The sequence below is a fragment of the Pedobacter sp. AC379 genome, from assembly GCF_979258145.1.
The window spans coordinates 5,232,433-5,255,125 of sequence record NZ_OZ409839.1; the positions used below are offsets into that span (position 1 = coordinate 5,232,433).

Below are 22,693 nucleotides of genomic sequence, written 5' to 3' on the forward strand. Positions count from 1 at the left end.
AAACAAAATAATTCTTTGTTAAATTTTAGTTATTAATTAGCCGTAAACCTTTTCTTTCAAATAGAATAACACAAAATGCTAAGGTGAATTACAGCAATATGTAATGGAAAGGCCATTGTAACATTCAACAAGATCTGGATTTAATCAATTAATATATTGGAAAGCAGGCATATGGATTTGTACTCTAAACCCTACTGTAGAAATAACCGCTATCAAATAGCTAAGTAACGAATGAAAATCCATTAAACACCTCACAAATAGGCGTTTAAAAAATACAACATAAAAAAAAAGGGAAGATTTTTCAATCTTCCCTTTCAGTGCACTTGTAGGGATTCGAACCCCAAACCTTCTCATCCGTAGTGAGATGCTCTATCCAATTGAGCTACAAATGCGTTTCCGTATCGTTAACGGACTGCAAAGGTATAATTTGATATTTTAATTTCCAATTAAATTTTAAAAAAATATCAAAAAAACCTTTTACAGTTTATGCTTTATTCACCTAATACATCATTAATCGCTTTAAAATCAGGCAAATTATGCGCATCTTCTAAAACTTCAGCATAACTAATTTTTCCTTCTTCATCAATCACAAAAGCCGCTCTTTTTGAAACACCTTTCAATCCGAACACAAATTCATCATAAAAAGCACCGTAAGCTTTAGAAACTTCTTTATTAAAATCAGACAATAATGGGAACTGATAACTTTGTACCTCTTTAAATTTACCCAAAGAGAATGGCGAATCAACAGAAATACCAATTACCTGTGCATTTATTCCTTCATAATAACTGAAATTATCACGCATGGTGCACAATTGTTCGGTACATGTACCAGTAAAAGCCATAGGAAAAAAATGTATGATTACTTTTTTGCCTTTAAATGCAGAAAGTGATATCTCTGCTAAATCAGAACTGTATAATTTAAAATCAGGGGCTGTATCGCCAATTTGTAATGCCATGGGTAATTTGTTTAATTGTTTAAATTTATTAATTGGTTCAAATAATTCAATTGTCGTTAATGCATGTAGCCAAACCAATGAATTAATAATCTTTTTTCATCTGTCGATCTAAAATCGCGAGGCCCTCTTCAAAACTATGAGGATTATAACCCAGTTCTTTTATCGTTTTATCCAACACAAAACCTGTTTTAACCGGGCGTTTAGCCGTTTGGTTTAAACTTACCGAGCTTATTTCATTAATTAAAGATTGATCGAGCGCCCAATAATCGGCAACTTTCCGCACTAAACCTGCAATACTGATGTAATCTTTACCCGATACATGATAAATACCCTGTGCATTTTTCTCGACAGCCAGCAAACAGGCCTGGGCCAAATCTTCGGCCAAAGTAGGCATGCGCCATTGATCGTTTACCACATTTACAGGAGATAATTTTTCTAAAGCACCTTTAGCCCATAATACAATATTGCTCCGGCTCATATCATTCGTAATTCCGTAAACTAAGATTGTTCTCAATATGGCCCAGCTGGCCTTTGAATTTTTAAGCAGCTCTTCCGCCAGCACTTTCGATTCGCCATAATAACTTACCGGATTAACGGCATCTTCTTCCCTGTAAGGCCCGTCGGCACCATCAAAAACAAAATCGGTACTTAGATGGATCAGCTGAATATTTTTTTCTTCACAAATCGACAATAAAGTCTGAACAGCATCTACATTAAGCTGGTTACATAATTCTTTGTTGGCTTCGCAGGTGTCAACGTTGGTCATCGCCGCAGTATGGATAATCGCATCAGGCTGATATTTCTCAATAACTTTCCTCACCTCATCGCTCTTCAAAATATCCATTTCTGCATATTCATAGCCATCTTTTACAGGATATCGATTATCACCTTTGGATGTGGCCACCAATTTCAACCTACCTTCGGCCAATACTTTTTCGGTTATTTTCTGCCCCAAAAGGCCATTGCTCCCTGTTGTTAAAATGGTTTTCATATTGCTTATTTCAGCCTCTAAATTATCGATAAAAACCATGTTGAAAAAATTTATAATATATATTTAAAATTCAGTTAGAATAACTTAACTTTGCCAACCGAATTGGAGCCCCTTTAAACAGCTTTAATTCATTGACTGTAATAAATTTACTCACAACAGATATGCCTAACTTAGGAAAAATAGCACAAATTATCGGCCCAGTGGTTGACGTTAGCTTTGCTGATGATGCCCATCTACCTAAAATTTTTGATGCGTTAGAAATAACGAAAGAAAATGGACAAAAAATTGTTTTAGAAGTTCAACAGCACTTAGGTGAAGACCGTGTACGTGCAATTTCGATGGACTCTACTGACGGTTTAGTTCGTGGTATGAAAGTAGTTGATACTGGCGCTGCAATTAAAATGCCAGTTGGCGACCAGATTAAAGGTCGTTTATTTAATGTAGTTGGTGAAGCGATTGATGGTATCAATGCAGTTGATAAAACTGATGGTCGTCCGATCCATGCCACTCCTCCTAAGTTCGAAGATTTATCTACTGAAACTGAAGTACTTTTTACAGGTATTAAAGTAATCGATTTATTAGAGCCTTACGCTAAAGGTGGTAAAATTGGTTTGTTCGGTGGTGCTGGTGTGGGTAAAACAGTATTAATTATGGAGTTGGTAAACAACATCGCTAAAGCTTATGCTGGTTTATCAGTATTCGCAGGTGTTGGTGAGCGTACTCGTGAGGGTAACGATTTACTTCGTGAGTTTATCGAATCAGGTGTAATCAACTATGGCGACGAATTCTTACACTCAATGGAAAAAGGTGGATGGGATTTGAAAGCTGTTGATACTGAAAAATTAAAAGAATCAAAAGCAACCTTGGTTTTCGGACAAATGAACGAGCCTCCTGGTGCACGTGCTCGTGTGGCTTTATCAGGATTAACAGTTGCAGAATATTTCCGTGATGGTGATGGAGAAGGCGCTGGAAAAGACATCCTTTTCTTCGTTGATAATATCTTCCGTTTTACCCAGGCAGGTTCTGAAGTATCGGCTTTATTAGGTCGTATGCCTTCAGCAGTAGGTTACCAACCAACATTGGCAACTGAAATGGGTTTAATGCAAGAGCGTATCACATCAACAAAACGTGGATCAATTACATCAGTACAAGCGGTATATGTACCTGCGGATGATTTAACTGACCCGGCTCCGGCAACAACTTTTGCCCACTTAGATGCTACTACAGTACTTTCACGTAAAATTGCTGAGCTAGGTATCTATCCTGCGGTAGATCCATTGGATTCTACTTCACGTATCCTTTCTCCGGCTGTTTTGGGTGATGAGCATTATAATACTGCACAACGTGTTAAAGAAACTTTACAACGTTATAAAGAATTACAGGATATCATCGCGATCTTAGGTATGGACGAATTATCTGAAGAAGATAAGTTGGTAGTATCAAGAGCACGTCGTGTTCAACGTTTCTTATCTCAACCTTTCCACGTAGCTGAGCAATTTACAGGCTTAAAAGGTGTATTGGTTGACATTAAAGATACCATCAAAGGATTTAACATGATCATGGATGGTGAAGTTGATGAGTACCCTGAAGCTGCATTTAACTTAGTTGGTAGCATTGAAGATGCAATCGAAAAAGGTAAAAAATTATTAGCAGAAGCAAACTAAGAAAGACGTGAGACACTAGATATGAGATATGAGAGAGACTTGGTCTCAAATCTTGTATCTCAAATCTCAAATCTATTCAAAATGAATTTAGAAATATTAACTCCAGATAAAAAAGTTTTCGAAGGTGAAGTAACAGCAGTTACGGTTCCTGGTACTTTAGGTTCTTTCCAGATTTTAAAAGACCACGCCCCTATCATCTCTACTTTAGAAGATGGAGAAGTTATTATAAAAGCAAACAAAGCTGACGAGCAACGCTTTTTTATTAAAGGCGGTGTGGTTGAAGCTATCCACAACAAAATTGTGGTATTAGCTGAAGGTATTGCTTAAGCAAAATAATTAACTCATTTAAAAAGCCTCCCGATTTAAAAAATCCGGGAGGCTTTTTTTATATAGGCTAACCAAATGCCTTATTTGGAAACCAGAATTAAAGCAAAAACATAATCAACTAAAATTGTTGATATATACTTAAATTTTCATCCGGATTTCAATTTCACATACAGCCAAAATTTTCAACTTTTAGCGCACTATACAGGGATTTAAGCAGAAAAATAGAAAATTTATAATGCAAGCATAATAAACATACCGTATACCGTTTTGATATTTGGTATAAGGCTATCGGCATTAAATAACTATTCGGACTCCAAATAAGAATAATATTCTGATAATACCTAATTACAAAGAATTATGTATTGATTTCACTTTTTTCTGATTTCTCTTGCATATTAATGAACCAAAAACTAAATTGGTTTTTGTAAACAATAAGGTAATAATGATCATTCAAAACAACATAGTTTCTAGTTATACTACTGCTAAAGCAGCGGGTAATGTAGTGTTGTTACCTGTCATTTTACTTAACCTGCTACTCCTAAATATTTTAGCAGAAATGAAAACGGGCAGCTTATAAATAGATTTTAAAAAACTAATATACTTAAAGCGTCCCGATACAAACGGGACGCTTTTTTTAAATAACAAAACACAGTATTATGAACCGGCCACGATTATTAAACCAAAAAGCACAATTGCAAGGCTTATTTAATCATGGTAAGATCCATCTGACTGATGACAAAATAATAAGATAACAGATGAAATACTACAATTCTAATACGATTATTTACCTTGATGGTGCTTTCGAAAAGGCTGTAAATAGCAGTACAGATCTTTACGGGCAGTCGCTACATTACGGCTATGCTGCTTTTGAGGGTATTAGAGCCTATAAAACACATAATGGCAACCGGATTTTCAAAGCTGCAGCACATTTCGACCGATTAGAGCGTTCGTGCCAGCTGGCAAACATTCCTTTTCCATGGAATAAACAGGAATTAATTGCTGCAACCTATAAATTGCTTCAATTAAACAAGTTAAAAGATGCTTACATCCGTCCGCTGGTATTTTGCCACCCAAATATGAAATTAAACGGGCCTAGTGGAGTTTCGATCATGATTTGTGCCTGGGAATGGGATGCTTACTCTGGCAATAAATTATTGAAGTTAACAGTTTCTGATTACGAAAGGCCAAATCCAAAATCAACTCCAATGGAAGCAAAGTTGAGTGGAAATTATGTTAATTCAATCCTCGCTACCACTGCTGCCAACATTAAAGGTTACGATGAAGCACTCCTTTTAGATATGCATGGTTTTGTTGCCGAAGCATCGGGAGCAAATATTTTTCTCGAAAAAGATGGAAAACTTTATACCCCGTCAGCAGGAAATATTTTACCTGGCATTACACGTGCAACCGTAAAAGAACTTTGTACCGTGCTTGATATTGAATGTATTGAGAAAAAATTAACGGTAGAAGATCTTAAAAATGCAGATAGTGCTTTCTTATGTGGTACCGCTACTGAAATTGCAGGCATTGCCTCGATTGATGACATTGTTTATCGCCCATTATGGAGAGAATCTATCGGTTATACCATACAACGCGCTTATAAAAACCTGGTATTGGAAAAAGTAAATTACGAAGTGATTATATAGCGAGAAGCTACTGGCTGATGGTTAAATAGTTCATAGTTGATGGCATATTAAGCTATGAGCCATCGACTAAAAAACCATCAACCAAAAATAAACTTAAATAATAAAAAGCATCTAAAAAGCAAATGACTGAAGAGATCAATCAACATTATCCAAAAGCTTACCAGCAAATCAGTGATGCAACAAAAGCATCAGGATTTGGTATGGCTTCTGATGTGTTGACATGCGCTTTGCTCAGAACACTTGCTGCCACTAAACCATCAGGCAAATTTTTAGAACTTGGAACCGGAACAGGTTTATCCACATCATGGATATTGGATGGTTTGGATCGGCAAAGTACACTTACTTCAATCGATAACGACGCAAAATTTTTAGCCATCGCTGAAACCTTTTTAGGTGATGACACACGCTTAACCTTGGTGGATACGGACGGTGCCGAATGGATTGAAAATAATAAAGACAAAAAATTCGATTACATTTTTGCCGATACCTGGCATGGTAAATACCTGCTTTTAGATGAAGCTTTATCCATGCTGAACACCGGCGGATTTTATATTATTGATGATATGCTACCTCAACAAAACTGGCCTGAAGGGCATCAGGAAAAAGCAGTTAAGTTGATTAAAGATTTAGAATCCAGAGATGATTTGCTTTTAACAAAGCAGGTTTGGGCAACCGGGATTGTAATCGGAGTAAAAAAATAGAGAAATACTTAAAATAGTTCTTTGCATCTTTTAAATAGTTAGTATGTTTGTGATTCATCGAAAACATGAATATAAACACAAACATTATTAGCAACTTAATTATTGTCATTTCTCAAAAAAGAGGTGGAAACCGTTGCGTATAATATAAAAAATATACATACCGAAACCGCCTCCGAAACGAGGCGGTTTTTTTTTGCCTCAAATTAACAACTAACAGAACCAGAATATACATTTTAAACAATGAGCGAATTAAACAAGTACAGTAAAACATTTACACAAGACCCTACACAACCGGCAGCACAAGCTATGCTTTACGGAATCGGATTAACTGATGCTGATATGGCTAAAGCGCAGGTCGGTATTGCGAGTATGGGTTACGATGGTAACACCTGCAATATGCACCTGAATGATCTTGCAAAAGATGTCAAAAAAGGGGTCTGGAACAATGATTTAGTGGGCTTGGTTTTTAATACCATTGGCGTAAGTGATGGCATGAGCAACGGTACTGATGGTATGCGTTACTCATTGGTAAGCCGTGATGTAATTGCGGATAGCATTGAAACCATTTGCGGAGGCCAATATTATGATGGTGTTATCGCAATACCAGGATGCGATAAAAATATGCCCGGAGCCATTATGGCCATGGCACGCTTAGATCGCCCTTCGATTATGGTTTATGGTGGTACAATTGCCCCAGGCCATTACAAAGGTGAAGAATTGAACATCGTTTCTGCCTTCGAAGCTTTAGGACAAAAAATATGTGGCAATCTTTCTGAAGAAGATTTTCAAGGCATTATAAAACATACCTGCCCTGGTGCTGGTGCCTGCGGTGGCATGTATACTGCAAACACTATGGCAGCAGCCATCGAGGCCTTAGGTATGAGTTTGCCCTATTCTTCCTCTAACCCTGCAGTAAGCGAAGAAAAAAAACAGGAATGTTTGGATGCAGGTCAATACATTAGGGTTTTATTGGAAAAAGATATCAAACCATCTGATATCATGACCAGGAAAGCATTTGAAAATGCAATCCGATCAATTATTATTTTAGGTGGCAGTACAAACGCGGTATTACACTTTATCGCTATCGGTAAGGCCATTGGTGTAGAGGTTACTCAGGATGATTTCCAACGCATGAGTGATGAAACACCGGTTTTAGCTGATTTTAAACCAAGTGGAAAATTTTTAATGCAGGATTTGCATCAATATGGAGGTATCCCGGCGGTATTGAAATATTTATTAAATGAAGGTTTATTACATGGTGATTGCTTAACTGTTACCGGAAAAACCATGGCCGAAAATTTAGCTGATGTAAAATCGGTTATGGATTACGACCAAAAAATTATTCAGAAATTAAGTGAACCAATTAAAGCAACAGGGCATTTACAGATTCTTTATGGAAACCTTGCTGAAAAAGGCTCTGTTGCAAAAATCAGCGGAAAAGAAGGTGAAAAATTTGAAGGCCCTGCACGGGTATTCGATGGTGAGCATGATTTAATTGCAGGAATTTCAAGCGGACGCGTTCAACCCGGAGATGTGATTGTAATTAAAAACTCAGGCCCTGTTGGCGCACCAGGTATGCCAGAGATGTTAAAACCAACCTCAGCAATTATTGGTGCTGGTTTAGGCAAATCTGTAGCTTTAATTACTGATGGCCGTTTCTCTGGTGGTACACACGGTTTCGTAGTTGGTCATATTACTCCCGAATCTTACAAAGGAGGCCTTATTGGCTTGGTAGAAGATGAAGATAGAATCTTGATCGACGCAGTAAATAATATTATCCACCTAGAAGTAAGTGATGAAGTAATTGCTGAACGTAGAAGAAATTATGTGCAGCCTCCATTAAAAGTAACAAAAGGTGTTTTATATAAATATGCTAAAACAGTTTCAGATGCAGCTAGTGGTTGCGTAACTGACGAAGACTAAAAATCAAAAAAATCATCCCTGGATTAATTGATTACTAAAAGAAAAGGTTATGCAAATAATTAAAAGTATTCAGAATAGGATTTATGACATCCGGGGAGAAAGAGTAATACTTGATTTTGATCTGGCATCGCTTTATGAAGTTGAAACGAAGGTACTGAATCAGGCGGTGAAACGTAACTTAAAGCGTTTTCCAGAAGATTTTATGTTTCAGTTAACTTCTGCTGAGTTTGAAGAGATAAAACTTCAGATTGATGCAAGTAATCAGGGTACATTATCACAAATTGTGATAACAGGTAGCCCCAACTTGAAGTCACAAATTGTGACTTCAAGTTGGGGAGGTACTCGAAAATTGCCTTATGCCTTTACAGAGCAAGGTGTTGCCATGTTGAGTGGCGTTTTGAAGAGTGACAAGGCAATTAACATGAACATTGCCATTATGAGAGCCTTTGTTGATGTTCGGAAAATTTTGCTAAAGCAAAACAACCTTAACGAACAGCTAACAGAAATTAAAGAGCGCATTGGCGAACATGATGTTCAGCTTAACGAACTTTACGATGCAATGGAAAACTTAATAGACGAAAAAATCGCTCAATTGAAGTGGAACGACAGAGAAAGAATTGGGTTTAAAATTAAAAAATAATAGAACCGCAAAAACATAACTATGGAAACTGCACAAGATACAATACAACAAAGCGAGGCGAAAGCAGAAACCTCAAAAACCTTATTTAAAGGAACAGGGTCGCAGGTTTTGTTGAATGGATTAATTGAAGAAGGTGTTACCACCATTTTTGGTTATCCGGGTGGAGCAATCATGCCAATTTATGATGCTCTTTATGATTATGCCGATAAATTAGAACACATATTGGTTCGCCATGAGCAAGGAGGTATCCACGCGGCTCAGGGTTTTGCAAGAGCAAGTGGCGAAGTTGGTGTTGTTTTCGCAACCAGCGGACCAGGCGCAACAAACCTGGTTACTGGTTTGGCCGATGCTCAGATAGACAGTACACCATTGGTTTGCATCACCGGACAGGTTTTTGCTCATTTATTGGGTACTGATGCATTTCAGGAAACCGATGTGATAAATATAACCACTCCGGTTACCAAATGGAATTACCAGGTTACTGATGCCAAAGAAATTCAGGAAGTATTGGCAAAAGCCTTTTACATCGCTAAAAGTGGCAGACCAGGCCCGGTATTAATCGATATTACTAAAAATGCACAATTACAGTTAGAAGAATTTCCTGAATATGTAAAGTGTAACCACATTCGCAGTTATCGTCCTAAACCTAAAGTTAGGATTGAATATATTGAGCAAGCAGCCGAATTAATCAACTCAGCCAAAAAACCATTCGTTTTATTTGGTCAAGGTGTGGTTTTAGGTAAAGCCGAAGAAGAATTTAAAGCATTTATTGAAAAAGCTGGTATTCCTGCCGCATGGACAATCATGGGCGAAGGTGCCATTCCAACTGCACACCCACTCAATGTAGGAATGTTGGGGATGCATGGAAATTACGGACCAAATGTATTAACCAATGAATGTGATGTTATAATTGCCATCGGTATGCGTTTTGATGACCGTGTAACTGGTCGATTGGATAAATATGCCAAGCAAGCCAAAGTAATCCATTTAGATATCGATCCTGCCGAAATTGACAAGAATGTTAAAGCAGAAGTGGGCGTTTGGGGCGACTGTAAAGAAACTTTACCCCTACTAACCAACCTGGTTAACGAAAATAAACACGAAGATTGGTTAGCCAAGTTCAGAGATTATAATCAACAGGAAATAGATCAGGTAATTACGCCAGAACTTTACCCTTCGGGTGATGAAATGACCATGGGCGAAGTTTTGCGCAACATTAACGAAATTTGTGGTGGTGATGCCATAATCGTTACCGATGTAGGTCAGCACCAAATGGTAGCGTGCCGTTACGCTAAATTTAACAATACCCGCAGCAACATTACATCTGGAGGTTTAGGCACAATGGGCTTTGGTTTACCGGCCGCAATTGGAGCCAAATACGGCGCACCTGATAAAACTGTTATAGCCATTATCGGTGATGGTGGTTTCCAAATGACTCCTCAGGAATTGGGTACCATTATGCAGTTTGGCGCAGCAGTGAAAATTCTGATCTTGAACAACCGCTTTTTGGGTATGGTGCGTCAATGGCAACAGTTATTCCATGATAAACGCTATTCCTTCGTAAATATCACCAGTCCTGATTTTGTGGCTTTGGCTAAATCATATTATATCGAAGCAAACAAAGTTGATGAACGTGCAAACTTAAGACAAGCATTAGAAACGATGATTAACCATGAAGGTTCTTATTTATTAGAAGTAATGGTTGGAAGAGAAAATAATGTTTTTCCAATGGTTCCGCAAGGGATGAGTGTAAGCGAAATCAGGTTGAAGTAAGCTGAAAGATTAAAGCGAAAATAGCATAAACAAAACCTTCGTGGCCTTTGTGCCTTGGTGGTAAAAATTTTGGACATGAGTACTGAAGATACATTAAAACACACAATAGATCAAACCGATATCGACGGAAAGCAGGAATACACCATTACGGTATATGCCGAAAACCGCATTGGTTTATTAAACAGGATTGCGATTATTTTCTCTAAAAGAAAAATCAATATCGAAAGTTTGAACAGTTCCGCATCAGAAATTGAAGGGATACACCGTTTCAACATCGTCATCCATGAAGGTTACGAAGTAGTAAGAAAGCTGGCCCGTCAGATAGAAAAACAGATTGAAGTATTGAAAGTTTATTTCAACACGAACGAAGAAATTATATGGCAGGAACTGGCCCTCTATAAGGTTTCTACAGATGAAATTGCTGAAAAAGTAACTGTTGAGCGTTTATTAAGGCAATATGGTGCCAGTGCGGTAGTGATCCGTAAAGATTATACTGTTTTTGCAGTAACCGGCCACCGTGAAGAAACTGATGCTTTGGTAAAAGCTTTAGAACCTTATGAATTAATTGAATTTGTAAGATCTGCAAGGGTAGCCATTATTAAAGATAGCGCAGGTTTCCACGAAAAATTAAAAGAATTTGAAGCCTTCGAACCTGGTGAAGAATTAGTAGAAAATGAGTTTTTAGAAAAAGGCGGCAAAATTTTCACCATGTAAGGCGAAAACAGACTGTTATTGCCTGAAGAAACGACAAAATGAATCTTTTTGAATGTAAATCTTCAAGATTAAATCAAATAGATAGATAACTTATCCTTAATAAACCAGGCAACGACAAAAATTAAAAGAGAATGAACGAAGTATTTGATTTTATAATAAACTCACGCAAGGCCTTTATTCAATTGATTGATGGCTTAACCAATGAAGAACTGAATAAAATTCCGGATGGCTTCAATAATAACATCATCTGGAATTTCGGGCACATTGTTGTAAGTACTCAAACCCTTTGTTACGTGCGTACAGGTATATTGGAAGATGCAGCTTCCGTAAGATTCAACGAGTATTATAAAAAAGATACCAAGCCAACTTATACCGTAACCGAAGAAGAAGTAGCAGAATTGAAAGGCATAGCCTTATCAAGCATTGAAAAAATAAAAGCAGATTATGCAGCAGGAAAATTCAGCAGCATTACTCCTTTTACAACAGCAACCTATGGTGTACAATTGAATAGCATAGAAGAAGTTCTGATTACCACTGTTGGCCACGATAATGTACATCAGGGCTATGCATGGGCATTAAAAAAAATACTATAAGTGATGAAAGATGTGAAACTGATAATAAAAAAATCAGTGTAATCACGGCATCCTTGAAATCAAACCGAAGAAAAAAGAATATATAACCCGATAATTAAATAGAAATTAACCAATAAAAAAATGGCAAATTATTTTAACACACTACCTCTTAGAGAAAAATTAAACCAATTAGGTGTTTGCGACTTCATGGACAGCTCGGAATTTTTAGATGGCGTTAGCGCATTAAAAGGCAAGAAACTGGTAATTGTAGGTTGTGGCGCTCAAGGCTTAAACCAAGGTTTAAATTTAAGAGATAGTGGTTTAGATGTAAGCTACACTTTACGTAAGGAAGCAATAGAAGGCAAACGCGATTCGTGGAAAAATGCAACTGAAAACAATTTCACAGTTGGTACTTACGAAGAATTAATTCCGAATGCAGATGTGGTGATTAACCTAACGCCAGATAAACAACATACTGCTGTAGTAAATGCCATTATGCCTTTAATGAAAGAAGGTGCCACTTTATTATATTCTCACGGTTTTAATATTGTGGAAGAAGGCATGCAGATCCGCAAAGATTTAACCGTTATCATGGTTGCGCCTAAATGCCCTGGTAGCGAGGTTAGAGCAGAATATGTACGTGGTTTTGGTGTTCCGACATTAATTGCAGTTCACCCTGAAAACGACCCACAAGGTAAAGGATTGGCACAAGCAAAAGCATATTGCGCAGGTACAGGTGGCCATAGAGCTGGTGTATTAAAATCATCATTCGTAGCTGAGGTAAAATCAGATTTAATGGGTGAGCAAACTATCCTTTGTGGTTTATTGCAAACAGGATCAATCCTATCTTTCGATAAAATGGTAGAAAAAGGAATTGATGCAGGTTACGCTTCTAAATTGGTTCAATATGGTGTTGAAGTGATTACCGAAGCCTTAAAACAAGGTGGTATTACAGCCATGATGGATAGATTGAGCAATGTTGCTAAAATCAAAGCTTTCGAAATTTCAGAAGAATTGAAAGACATCATGCGTCCATTGTTCCAAAAACACCAGGATGATATTATGAGTGGCGAATTTAGTCGCACCATGATGGAAGATTGGGCAAATGGAGATACAAATTTATTAAAATGGAGAGCTGAAACAGGCGAAACTGCATTCGAAAAAACGCCGGCTGGCGATGTTAAAATCGGTGAGCAGGAATATTTTGATAACTATACATTAATGGTTGCTTTTGTACGCGCCGGTGTTGAATTGGCCTTCGAAACAATGGTACAGGCAGGTATTAAACCAGAATCTGCTTATTACGAATCGTTACACGAAACACCACTTATCGCAAACACCATTGCACGTAAAAAACTGTTCGAAATGAACCGCGTAATTTCTGATACTGCTGAATATGGTTGTTACCTGTTCGATCAGGCTTGTAAACCACTTTTAGGCGATTTTATGAAAAAAGTAGATACCGATTTAGTAGGTAAAAACTTTAATGAAGGCAAAGATGGAGCTGTTGATAACAGAAAATTAATCGACATCAACGAGGCTATCCGTTCTCACGAAGTAGAGCAAATTGGCGCAACCCTGCGTAAAGCAATGACGGCAATGAAAGCGATTAAAACAGCATAACCTCACCCCTAAATCCCCTCTCCTAAAAGAGAGGGGACTTTGGACAGGTCTTATAAAAATAAATAATTACAAACTTAAATTCCCCCTTTAGGGGGCTAGGGGGTAAAATGTCAAAAACATTAGTAGAAAAAATTTGGGATGCTCACGTTGTAAAAAGTGAAGAAGGATTTCCTGATATTTTATACATTGATACACACTTAATACACGAGGTAACCTCTCCACAGGCATTTGATGGCTTGCGCAAAAGAGGTTTACCTGTTTTCAGACCAAAGCAAACTGTAGCCACTGCTGATCATAACGTGCCTACGTTAAATCAATTGCTGCCCATTAAAGAAGAGCTTTCGCGTTATCAGGTAGATATGCTTACCAAAAACTGTGCAGAATTCGGAATAGAATTATATGGTTTAGGGCATCCATTTCAAGGCATTGTACATGTTATCGGCCCTGAATTGGGCATTACATTACCGGGTAAAACAATGGTTTGCGGCGATAGCCACACCTCAACTCATGGTGCTTTTGGTGCCATTGCATTTGGTATCGGTACTTCTCAGGTTGAGCAGGTTTTCGCAACACAATGTTTGTTGCAGTCTAAACCTAAAACCATGAAAATTGAAGTTAATGGCGAACTTGGAACAGGCGTTGGTGCGAAAGACATTATATTATACATTATCGCAAAAATTTCTGCCGCTGGTGGTACAGGTTATTTTATCGAATATGCAGGTTCGGCAATTGAAGCTTTAAGTATGGAAGCCCGGATGACGATTTGTAACATGAGTATCGAAATGGGTGCACGTGGTGGATTAATTGCACCAGATCAAACCACTTTCGATTACATTAAAGGAAGAGAATTTGCTCCCGCAGGCGAAGAGTGGGATAAGGCATTGGCTTATTGGAAAACATTATATAGCGATGCTGACGCTAAGTTCGACAGCGTTTTAACATTCGATGCCGCAGATATTGCACCAATGATTACTTATGGTACAAACCCTGGCATGGGAATGGGCATTCAGGAACATATTCCGGCCACTGGCGCACAACCGGAAAAAGAAAAACTCTCGTACCAGAAAGCTTTGGATTACATGGGTTTTGACGATGATTCTTCATTAATAGGGAAACCTGTTGATTATGTTTTTATTGGAAGTTGCACCAACTCACGAATTGAAGATTTACGCGAAGTTGCTGATTTTGTTAAAGATAAACGCAAAGCAGATAATGTTACCGTTTGGATTGTTCCAGGTTCGAAACAAGTAGAACAACAAGCTAAAAACGAAGGTTTGGACAAAATTTTCGAAGCTGCTGGTTTTCAATTACGCGAACCAGGCTGTAGTGCTTGCTTGGGCATGAACGAAGACAAAATCCCGGCTGGTAAATATTGTGTATCAACTTCGAACAGAAACTTTGAAGGCAGACAAGGGCAAAATGCACGTACGCTATTGGCCAGTCCACTAACAGCAGCAGCAGCAGCCGTAACGGGAAGAATAACCGACGTAAGGGAATTTTTGGAGAAAGCTTAACCCCTAAATCCCCTAGAGGGACTTAACAAGATGAATAATAATACTACCAGCACTCAATCAAAAGCCCCTTTAAGGGGGTTGGGGGTTCTAGAAGTTGCCATATTAAATGTAAAAGCCGGTTTATCGGCTGATTTTGAAATAGCTTTTAGCGAAGCACAAAAAATCATTTCCTCGATGGAAGGTTACATTTCGCATCAGCTTCAGAAATGTGTAGAGGTAGAAAACAAATATATCCTGTTGGTAAACTGGGAAACACTGGAGGCACATACCGAAGGTTTCAGAGGATCAACAGAATACCAGGAATGGAAAAAGTTATTGCACCACTTTTATGATCCTTTCCCAACAGTTGAACACTTTACCAGGGTAGAAGGCTAAAGGTTTATAGTAAATATTAAATCAATGAAAATCACCTTAATTGGTGAAATCATTTAATCTGTGTAATCATCATTAATAATGAAAAAATTCACAAAGTTAACATCGGCAGTAGTGCCATTAAATATAGAGAACATCGATACCGATCAGATCATCCCTGCAAGGTTTCTAAAAGCAACCACCCGCGAAGGCTTCGGAGAAAACTTGTTCCGCGATTGGCGTTATGAAAACGATAACCAGCCCAAAGCTGATTTCGTGATGAACAACCCAACCTATAGCGGTCAGGTTTTAGTGGCAGGAAAAAACTTTGGTTGTGGCAGTAGCCGTGAGCATGCCGCATGGGCTATTCAAGATGCTGGTTTTGATGCCGTAATCAGCAGCTTTTTTGCAGATATTTTTAAGGGTAATGCCTTAAATAATGGTTTATTGCCCATTCAAGTGAGCGAAGAATTCTTATCGCAGATTTTCCAGGCGGTTGATCAAAATCCAAAATCAGCATTAGAAGTTGATTTAGAAAACCAAACCGTTACCATTATCGAAACCAGCGCTACTGAATCATTCGAGATCAATCCTTACAAAAAATCATGCTTGATTAACGGTTATGATGATATCGATTTCATCTTAAATCAAAAACAATTAATTAAAGAATTCGAACAAGCAAGATAATGTTTAAGCCATTCGTTCACATACAGCATTTAAATTTAAGTTACCACAACAAGGTGGTGCTAAAGGATTTGTATTGGGAAATGAATATTACCGAAAACTATGTAATTGGCGGTAAAAGCGGAACAGGAAAAACTTCATTAGCCAAAGCAATTGCAGGTTTAATATCAGCACAGGGAAGTATTGAGATTGATTTTGATGCTTTGAGTAAGCTTCCAAAAGAAGTGCTTTATGTAGATAGCTGGTATCAGTTTAAAAACCTCGAAGGAGTTGCCAATTTTTATTACCAACAACGTTATACCAGTCAGCAGGCTAAAGAAACATTAACCGTTCATGCAGAATTGGTTGGTTATGGTAAAGAAAAAGGCTTACACTTCGATCAGGTTGAACCAATTTTAGAAGCCTTAGGCTTTGCAACATTTGCCAGTTCGCAATTGATCGAATTATCAAGCGGAGAGCATAAAAAACTGCAACTCGTTAAAGCCTTATGGTTAAAACCGCAATTGTTGATCATCGATCAGCCTTATACCGGTTTAGATGCAGCTTCGCGCAAAAATCTGAACATTTTACTAGATCATATTGCAGAAGAAGGTGTTCAATTGATTTTAATTTGCAACGATATTGAATTACCAAACTGTATAACATCTTTAGCCGAAATAAGAGATGGGAAATTAGTTAAAGTAGATGCTTTAGAAAGTTTAGCTTATGAAATCCATTTAAGAGAGATTCCACAATTCTTAAAAGAATCGCCTGTTTACAGCTCCCAAAATATTGTAAAAATGGTTAATGTAAACATCAGCTATGGCGAGAAACAGGTACTAAAAAATATCAACTGGGAAGTTAAGGCAGGAGAAAAATGGCTTTTACAAGGCCATAACGGTTCAGGAAAATCCACTTTGTTGAGTTTAGTAAATGGCGATCATCCACAATCTTATGCCAACGAACTTTATTTATTTGGCAACAGAAGAGGAAGCGGTGAAAGCATTTGGGATATTAAACAACATATTGGCTTAATTTCGCCAGAGTTTCACTGGTATTTTGATGCCTCTGCAACTGTATGGCAAAGTATTGCCTCAGGTTTTTATGATACCGTAGGTTTGTTTCAGCAGTTGCCATATACCAAAAGCAGCCAGGTTGATGAACTGGCAGCATATTTTGGCCTTACCGAAAACAAAAATGAATTATTAACCGCACTTCCTCTCGGCAAACAGCGATTGGTACTTTTAGCGCGGACGATTATAAAAAATCCGGAACTATTAATTCTGGATGAACCTTGCCAGGGTTTAGACCAACAGCAAACACAACATTTTAACCAGTTGGTTGATGAATTGTGCAGCAATGGAATGACCTTAATTTATGTTGGCCACTTTGAATCGCAGCTGCCAACCTGCATTGAAAAAAGAATATTGTTAGAAAAAGGCGAAGTAAAAGTCGTCGAAAGTTTAAACACAGAAATATTAAGCTGATGCAAGCTTAGCCACGGAAACACGGTGAACACGGAAACAAAATTTTCTGTGATTTATATGCTTCCGTGGCAACCAATAAGCAATTGCAAAGCAAAAGAGGAGTAAACAATGAAGAAGAACATTTTAGTAATACCTGGAGATGGTATCGGACCCGAAGTTACCACTTGGGGAAAAGCAGCATTAGAAAAAATTGGCGAAATTTTCGGACATGAATTTACGTTCGAAGAAGCTTTAATGGGCCATGCGGCTATTGAAGTTACAGGCGAGCCTTTACCTGATGAAACTTTGGAAAAAGCAAGACAAAGTGATGCAATCCTTTTTGGTGCAATTGGCCATGCCAAATACGATAATGACCCAAGTTTAAAAGTTAGACCGGAACAAGGTTTATTAAAAATCCGTAAAGAACTTGGTTTATTTGCCAATCTCCGCCCGATATTACTATTTGATGAACTTCTTCAGGCATCAAGCATAAAACCAGAAATTTTAAGAGGCACCGATATTTTATTCTTCCGCGAATTAACCGGAGATGTATATTTCGGCGAAAAAACACGCTCAGAAGATCGCAATACTGCTTCAGATCTAATGATTTATCACCGCTATGAAGTAGAACGCATTGCGCATAAAGCTTACCAGGCGGCCCAGCAACGTAACAAAAGATTATGTTCAGTAGATAAAGCAAATGTTTTGGAAAGTTCGCGCTTATGGCGCGAAACCGTTCAGGAAATTGCAAAACAATACCCTGATGTAGAAACTGAACACATGTTTATTGATAATGCAGCCATGCAATTGATTAAAAATCCTAAAAAATTCGACGTGGTTTTAACTGCCAATTTATTTGGAGATATTTTAACAGATGAGGCTTCACAAATTGCAGGATCGATGGGTATGCTGGCCTCGGCATCTGTAGGCGAAAGCACAGGTTTTTTCGAACCCATTCACGGTTCCGCACACGATATTGCAGGCAAAGATTTAGCCAATCCATTGGCTTCTATCCTATCGGCAGCATTAATGTTAGAAATTGGTTTCGGCCTAAAAGAAGAAGCCAAATTACTGGTTGATACCATCGATCAGGTTTTGAAAGATGGCTTTAGAACACACGATATTGCCGACCAAAACACAAACCGATTTAAAGTTTTAGGCACAGCCGAAATGGGCAAATTGGTACTTAAATTCTTATCCCAAAAATTAATCACATCCTAAACTTAAGATTATGATTCACGACCCGAACAAAGTTTATATTTTCGACACGACATTGCGTGACGGCGAGCAGGTTCCAGGCTGCCAGTTAGATACAAACCAAAAAGTAGAAATCGCTAAATCACTTGAGCTTTTAGGTGTTGATGTGATTGAAGCAGGTTTCCCGGTATCTAGTCCCGGAGATTTTAATAGCGTTATCGAACTGTCAAAAGCGGTAACCAACCCGATTATCTGCGCATTAACCCGTGCAAATAAAAATGATATCGATGTTGCTGCAGATGCCTTACGCTATGCAAAAAGACCACGGATCCACACCGGAATCGGTTCTTCTGATTTCCATATCAAACATAAATTTAACAGTACCCGCGAAGAAATTTTAGAACGTGCTGTTGAAGCCGTAAGGTATTCGAAAAAATTTGTAGAAGACGTTGAGTTTTATGCAGAAGATGCAGGCCGTGCAGATATTGAATTTTTAGCTAAAATGGTCGAAGCCGTAATTGCTGCCGGTGCAACTGTGGTAAATATTCCAGATACCAACGGTTATTGCTTGCCTGATCAGTATGGCTCTAAAATTCTTTACTTAAAAGAAAACGTAAAAAATATCGATAAAGCTATAATCTCGGTGCATTGCCACAACGATTTAGGCTTGGCTACAGCAAACTCAATTGCTGGCTTACAAAATGGTGCCCGCCAGGTAGAATGTACCATTAACGGCATTGGAGAGCGCGCAGGCAATACATCTATGGAAGAAGTCGTCATGATTTTAAAAACGCATAAGATTTTGGGGTTAACCACTCAAATTGATGCTACCCGTTTTTACGAAATGAGCCATATGGTACGTAACCAAATGAATATGCCAGTACAACCAAATAAAGCAATTGTTGGTGGAAACGCATTTTCTCATAGTTCCGGTATCCACCAGGATGGTTTCTTAAAAAATCGTGAAAACTACGAAATCATTAAACCTGAAGATGTTGGTTTCCCCGATGCAACAATTGTATTAACAGCAAGAAGCGGTCGCCATGCACTGAAACACCATTTAGACCGTTTAGGCCATAAATTGGAAAAAGATCATTTAGATATTGTTTACAAACAGTTTTTGGTTTTAGCCGATGGCAAACAAGGCATTAACGATTATGATTTAAACCAATTGGTTGCTTTACATTTGGCGTAACCCTTTTAGGGTTTAGTGGTAAGAGGTTAGCGTTAAATTTAACGCATTGACTTAAGTTCTCTAAACCTGATCCGATAGCTATCGGATGAAATGGGCATTAAGCGCAGCTGAATAAAATGTAAAGCAGAACAGCTGCAACCGATGGAATACCAAACCCTGCTTTACAAAAAATAAAAGAGAATATCAGTGCTGCTCATCAATACTTACCACACTGAACTAACTCTACCCGATACTAAAACAATGAATACTACAACACCGAATACATTAGATTTTCAGTCTGCCGCTCAACGGTTAAAGGGCGTAGTTAAACGTACACCATTAGAGTTTAATGCCGGGCTTTCTGCACATTACAATGCAAACATTTATCTTAAAAGGGAAGATTTGCAAATTGTACGATCATATAAATTGCGTGGTGCTTACAACAAAATCAGCTCCTTGCCTCAAGATGCATTAATTAACGGCGTAGTTTGTGCAAGTGCAGGTAACCATGCACAAGGTGTAGCCTATTCGTGCAAAAAACTGGGTATTAAGGGTGTAATATTTATGCCCGAAATTACGCCTAAACAAAAGGTTAAACAAACTTATATGTTTGGTGGCGACAGTGTGGAAGTAATTTTGGTGGGTGATACTTTTGATGATTGTTTGAAAGAAGCCCTGGCATACAGCGCAGAAAAATCGGCAACTTTTATCCCACCATTTGATGATGAAAAAGTAATTGAAGGACAAGCAACCGTAGGTATAGAAATTTACGAAGACTTGCCAGATCTGGATATGGTAGTGATGCCTGTTGGTGGTGGTGGATTAGCTTCTGGAGTGAGTGCTTACATGAAAACCGTTAAGCCCGATGTAAAATTGGTTGGTGTTGAGCCACTTGGAGCGCCCTCAATGGTAACAGCAATGGAACACGGCGGGCCTTTTACTTTAGAAGAGATTGATCGTTTTGTGGATGGTGCTGCAGTAAAGCGAATTGGCCACATTACTTATGAATATTGCAAGGAACTGCTGGATCAGATGCATTTAATTCCAGAAGGAAAAATCTGTACCACAATATTAAAATTATATAATGAAGATGCAATTGTTGTAGAACCTGCCGGAGCACTCTCTGTAGCTGCATTAGATCAACTGAGAGACCAGATTGCAGGTAAAACAGTAGTTTGTATCGTTAGCGGAGGAAATAACGATATAGAACGCATGCAGGAGATTAAAGAGAAATCTTTACTTTTCGAAGGCTTGAAACACTATTTTATTGTCCGTTTCCCGCAAAGACCAGGAGCTTTAAAACTGTTTGTAAATGAGGTTTTAGGTCCACAGGATGATATTACCCGCTTCGAATTTATTAAAAAAACAAATAAAGAAAACGGCCCTGCATTGGTTGGCATCGAACTTTCGAACAAAAATGATTATGCGAGTTTATTGCAACGCATGAAAGATTTTAAATTCGAGATTATTGAGTTGAATCAAGACCAAACTTTGTTTGAATATTTGGTTTAACATTATTTAACCGCGAAGAACGCAAAGTTTTCGCAAAATACCTGAAGGAGGTTCGTCATTCCTAACTTAATTGGGAATCCTAATGCAATAGCTTTAAGATTCCCAACTGCGCGGGAAAGATGACAGCTCTTGTAATATATTATAAAAAATGAATTTCAAAGATTTAAGCAACAAAACATTAATTGCTGACAGCGATATTGATTGGGAAGATTTAGGTGCTGGCGTTAAACGCAAAATTATGGCTTACGATGAAAATTTGATGCTTGTTAAAGTGGCATTTGAAAAAGATGCCATTGGCTCGATTCACAATCATCCTCATTTACAAATGAGTTATGTTGCAAAAGGGAGTTTCGAGGTAACAATGGGCGATGATAAGAAGATTTTAAATGAAGGAGACGTTTTCTTTGCCCCTTCCAATGTTTTCCATGGTGTGGTTTGCTTGGAAAATGGATTGTTGATCGATATTTTTAATCCGCATCGGGAAGATTTTTTGAAGTAAGACCGATGATCGTCATTTCGAGCGGACCCGAGAGCTATCGGATGCAAAGAAGTCGAGAACCACGGAGTGCTCAGCGAAGCTACATCTATCTCGAGGTAGATCTCTCCGCTCCACTGCGTTCCGGTCGAGATGACGACATTACGTGTGCAAATCGCTAGGAACCTTACACCCTCAACCTTACACCTTAAACCCTATTCAAAAGTAAACCTCACATTTTTATAGCCCAATCCTTCAATAATTGGTTTAAGCACCGTTGTTGCATTAGTTTTGGTTTGCGTTAAAATACTCGATTTTTTAACTTCTGCGGTCACCTGCCTTTCTGCAGCTTTATACGCTTCATCTACCAAACCAGCTTCGCGGAAAAAGGCCATCTTGGTATCATAAACACGCGAATTTTTGTGGTCGATTTTTACGTAACAAATTTCGGGCTGTGGTAAATTTACTACAGCGGTGTCCGCATCGATATCAATATCTTCACGGGTAATTTTGGTAAGGTCTATACAACCTACAGCCTCGGCTTTAACTATCAATAAAACACTTGCTTCGGGTAAAAAATCTGTTTTATTTTTATGTTCTAAAACGTCACTAATCTGATATCTCACCAACTCCAATTTACCAATTGCCTCAATTTTCTCAACCAGAAGCTGATGTTTGCTTTCTACACTAGTATTAATGCTGAACTTTTTTGATAAAAATAAGTAACCTGCAACTACTAAAATCAACCAGGGTAAAAGTCGGAAAAAGAGCTTCATATTTTAAGAATATTGGATAATAACATTTGTGTATT

Annotated in this window: 21 protein-coding genes and 1 tRNA gene; 18 read left to right on the plus strand and 4 right to left on the minus strand. The window is 38.1% G+C overall.

The window, feature by feature from the left end; all coding sequences use genetic code 11:
• Positions 1-318 precede the first annotated feature (318 nt).
• The 3 genes from ACZZZW_RS22510 to ACZZZW_RS22520 all read right to left on the minus strand — a co-directional run bounded on the left by ACZZZW_RS22510 (position 319) and on the right by ACZZZW_RS22520 (position 1,947).
• Positions 319-392: transfer RNA gene (locus ACZZZW_RS22510), tRNA-Arg, on the minus strand.
• Positions 393-491: 99 nt separating this feature from the next.
• Complete coding sequence (locus tag ACZZZW_RS22515) at positions 492-956, minus strand: redoxin domain-containing protein (RefSeq protein ID WP_463496721.1); 465 nt, start codon at positions 954-956, stop codon at positions 492-494.
• Positions 957-1,038: 82 nt separating this feature from the next.
• The gene (locus tag ACZZZW_RS22520) at positions 1,039-1,947 is read right to left on the minus strand and encodes an SDR family oxidoreductase (protein ID WP_463496723.1); all 909 of its coding nucleotides are present in this window, start codon (positions 1,945-1,947) and stop codon (positions 1,039-1,041) included.
• A 161-nt stretch (positions 1,948-2,108) separates the two neighbouring features.
• On the opposite strand from ACZZZW_RS22520, the gene atpD reads away from it, so the two are divergent.
• From atpD to ACZZZW_RS22610, 18 genes are all read left to right on the plus strand, one after another.
• On the plus strand, positions 2,109-3,611 hold the full coding sequence (gene atpD / locus ACZZZW_RS22525) for a F0F1 ATP synthase subunit beta (protein WP_025145829.1): 1,503 nt from the start codon (positions 2,109-2,111) through the stop codon (positions 3,609-3,611).
• An 81-nt stretch (positions 3,612-3,692) separates the two neighbouring features.
• The gene (gene atpC / locus ACZZZW_RS22530; protein ID WP_055912620.1) at positions 3,693-3,938 is read left to right on the plus strand and encodes an ATP synthase F1 subunit epsilon; all 246 of its coding nucleotides are present in this window, start codon (positions 3,693-3,695) and stop codon (positions 3,936-3,938) included.
• A gap of 755 nt (positions 3,939-4,693) precedes the next feature.
• Positions 4,694-5,584 (plus strand): branched-chain-amino-acid transaminase, encoded by an 891-nt coding sequence (ilvE, locus tag ACZZZW_RS22535; RefSeq protein WP_055912623.1) that lies wholly within the window; start codon positions 4,694-4,696, stop codon positions 5,582-5,584.
• A gap of 122 nt (positions 5,585-5,706) precedes the next feature.
• The gene (locus tag ACZZZW_RS22540; protein ID WP_463496726.1) at positions 5,707-6,285 is read left to right on the plus strand and encodes an O-methyltransferase; all 579 of its coding nucleotides are present in this window, start codon (positions 5,707-5,709) and stop codon (positions 6,283-6,285) included.
• A gap of 240 nt (positions 6,286-6,525) precedes the next feature.
• On the plus strand, positions 6,526-8,208 hold the full coding sequence (gene ilvD, locus ACZZZW_RS22545; RefSeq protein WP_463496728.1) for a dihydroxy-acid dehydratase: 1,683 nt from the start codon (positions 6,526-6,528) through the stop codon (positions 8,206-8,208).
• 49 nt (positions 8,209-8,257) lie between these two features.
• Positions 8,258-8,848 carry an ORF6N domain-containing protein gene (locus tag ACZZZW_RS22550; RefSeq protein ID WP_463496730.1) on the plus strand — a complete coding sequence of 197 codons (591 nt, stop codon included), beginning with the start codon at positions 8,258-8,260 and terminating at the stop codon, positions 8,846-8,848.
• A gap of 21 nt (positions 8,849-8,869) precedes the next feature.
• The gene (gene ilvB / locus ACZZZW_RS22555; protein ID WP_463496732.1) at positions 8,870-10,621 is read left to right on the plus strand and encodes a biosynthetic-type acetolactate synthase large subunit; all 1,752 of its coding nucleotides are present in this window, start codon (positions 8,870-8,872) and stop codon (positions 10,619-10,621) included.
• Positions 10,622-10,696: 75 nt separating this feature from the next.
• The gene (ilvN, locus tag ACZZZW_RS22560) at positions 10,697-11,335 is read left to right on the plus strand and encodes an acetolactate synthase small subunit (RefSeq protein ID WP_055912637.1); all 639 of its coding nucleotides are present in this window, start codon (positions 10,697-10,699) and stop codon (positions 11,333-11,335) included.
• Between the two features lie 131 nt (positions 11,336-11,466).
• On the plus strand, positions 11,467-11,928 hold the full coding sequence (locus tag ACZZZW_RS22565; protein ID WP_463496735.1) for a DinB family protein: 462 nt from the start codon (positions 11,467-11,469) through the stop codon (positions 11,926-11,928).
• Positions 11,929-12,048: 120 nt separating this feature from the next.
• Positions 12,049-13,530, plus strand: a complete 1,482-nt coding sequence (ilvC, locus tag ACZZZW_RS22570; RefSeq protein ID WP_055912643.1) for a ketol-acid reductoisomerase — start codon at positions 12,049-12,051, stop codon at positions 13,528-13,530.
• Between the two features lie 107 nt (positions 13,531-13,637).
• On the plus strand, positions 13,638-15,044 hold the full coding sequence (gene leuC / locus ACZZZW_RS22575) for a 3-isopropylmalate dehydratase large subunit (protein ID WP_463496738.1): 1,407 nt from the start codon (positions 13,638-13,640) through the stop codon (positions 15,042-15,044).
• Positions 15,045-15,074: 30 nt separating this feature from the next.
• Positions 15,075-15,419, plus strand: a complete 345-nt coding sequence (locus ACZZZW_RS22580; RefSeq protein WP_463496740.1) for an antibiotic biosynthesis monooxygenase family protein — start codon at positions 15,075-15,077, stop codon at positions 15,417-15,419.
• Positions 15,420-15,497: 78 nt separating this feature from the next.
• Positions 15,498-16,082: a 3-isopropylmalate dehydratase small subunit gene (leuD, locus tag ACZZZW_RS22585; RefSeq protein ID WP_463496742.1), complete on the plus strand. Its 585-nt coding sequence runs from the start codon at positions 15,498-15,500 to the stop codon at positions 16,080-16,082.
• A complete protein-coding gene (locus ACZZZW_RS22590) occupies positions 16,082-17,545 on the plus strand; it encodes an ATP-binding cassette domain-containing protein (RefSeq protein ID WP_463496744.1) in 1,464 nt (487 codons plus the stop codon). The genes leuD and ACZZZW_RS22590 overlap by 1 nt, the downstream gene beginning before the upstream one ends.
• Positions 17,546-17,653: 108 nt before the next feature.
• Entirely contained in the window at positions 17,654-18,745 is a 1,092-nt protein-coding gene (gene leuB / locus ACZZZW_RS22595) for a 3-isopropylmalate dehydrogenase (protein ID WP_055912659.1), read from the plus strand.
• A 10-nt stretch (positions 18,746-18,755) separates the two neighbouring features.
• Positions 18,756-19,916: a 2-isopropylmalate synthase gene (locus tag ACZZZW_RS22600; protein ID WP_463496747.1), complete on the plus strand. Its 1,161-nt coding sequence runs from the start codon at positions 18,756-18,758 to the stop codon at positions 19,914-19,916.
• Between the two features lie 240 nt (positions 19,917-20,156).
• Positions 20,157-21,407 (plus strand): threonine ammonia-lyase IlvA, encoded by a 1,251-nt coding sequence (ilvA, locus tag ACZZZW_RS22605; protein WP_463496749.1) that lies wholly within the window; start codon positions 20,157-20,159, stop codon positions 21,405-21,407.
• Positions 21,408-21,555: 148 nt separating this feature from the next.
• Positions 21,556-21,906: a cupin domain-containing protein gene (locus tag ACZZZW_RS22610; RefSeq protein WP_463496751.1), complete on the plus strand. Its 351-nt coding sequence runs from the start codon at positions 21,556-21,558 to the stop codon at positions 21,904-21,906.
• A gap of 191 nt (positions 21,907-22,097) precedes the next feature.
• Here ACZZZW_RS22610 and ACZZZW_RS22615 read toward each other — a convergent pair whose 3' ends face one another.
• Complete coding sequence (locus ACZZZW_RS22615; protein WP_463496753.1) at positions 22,098-22,658, minus strand: DUF4230 domain-containing protein; 561 nt, start codon at positions 22,656-22,658, stop codon at positions 22,098-22,100.
• Between the last annotated feature and the right edge of the window lie 35 nt (positions 22,659-22,693).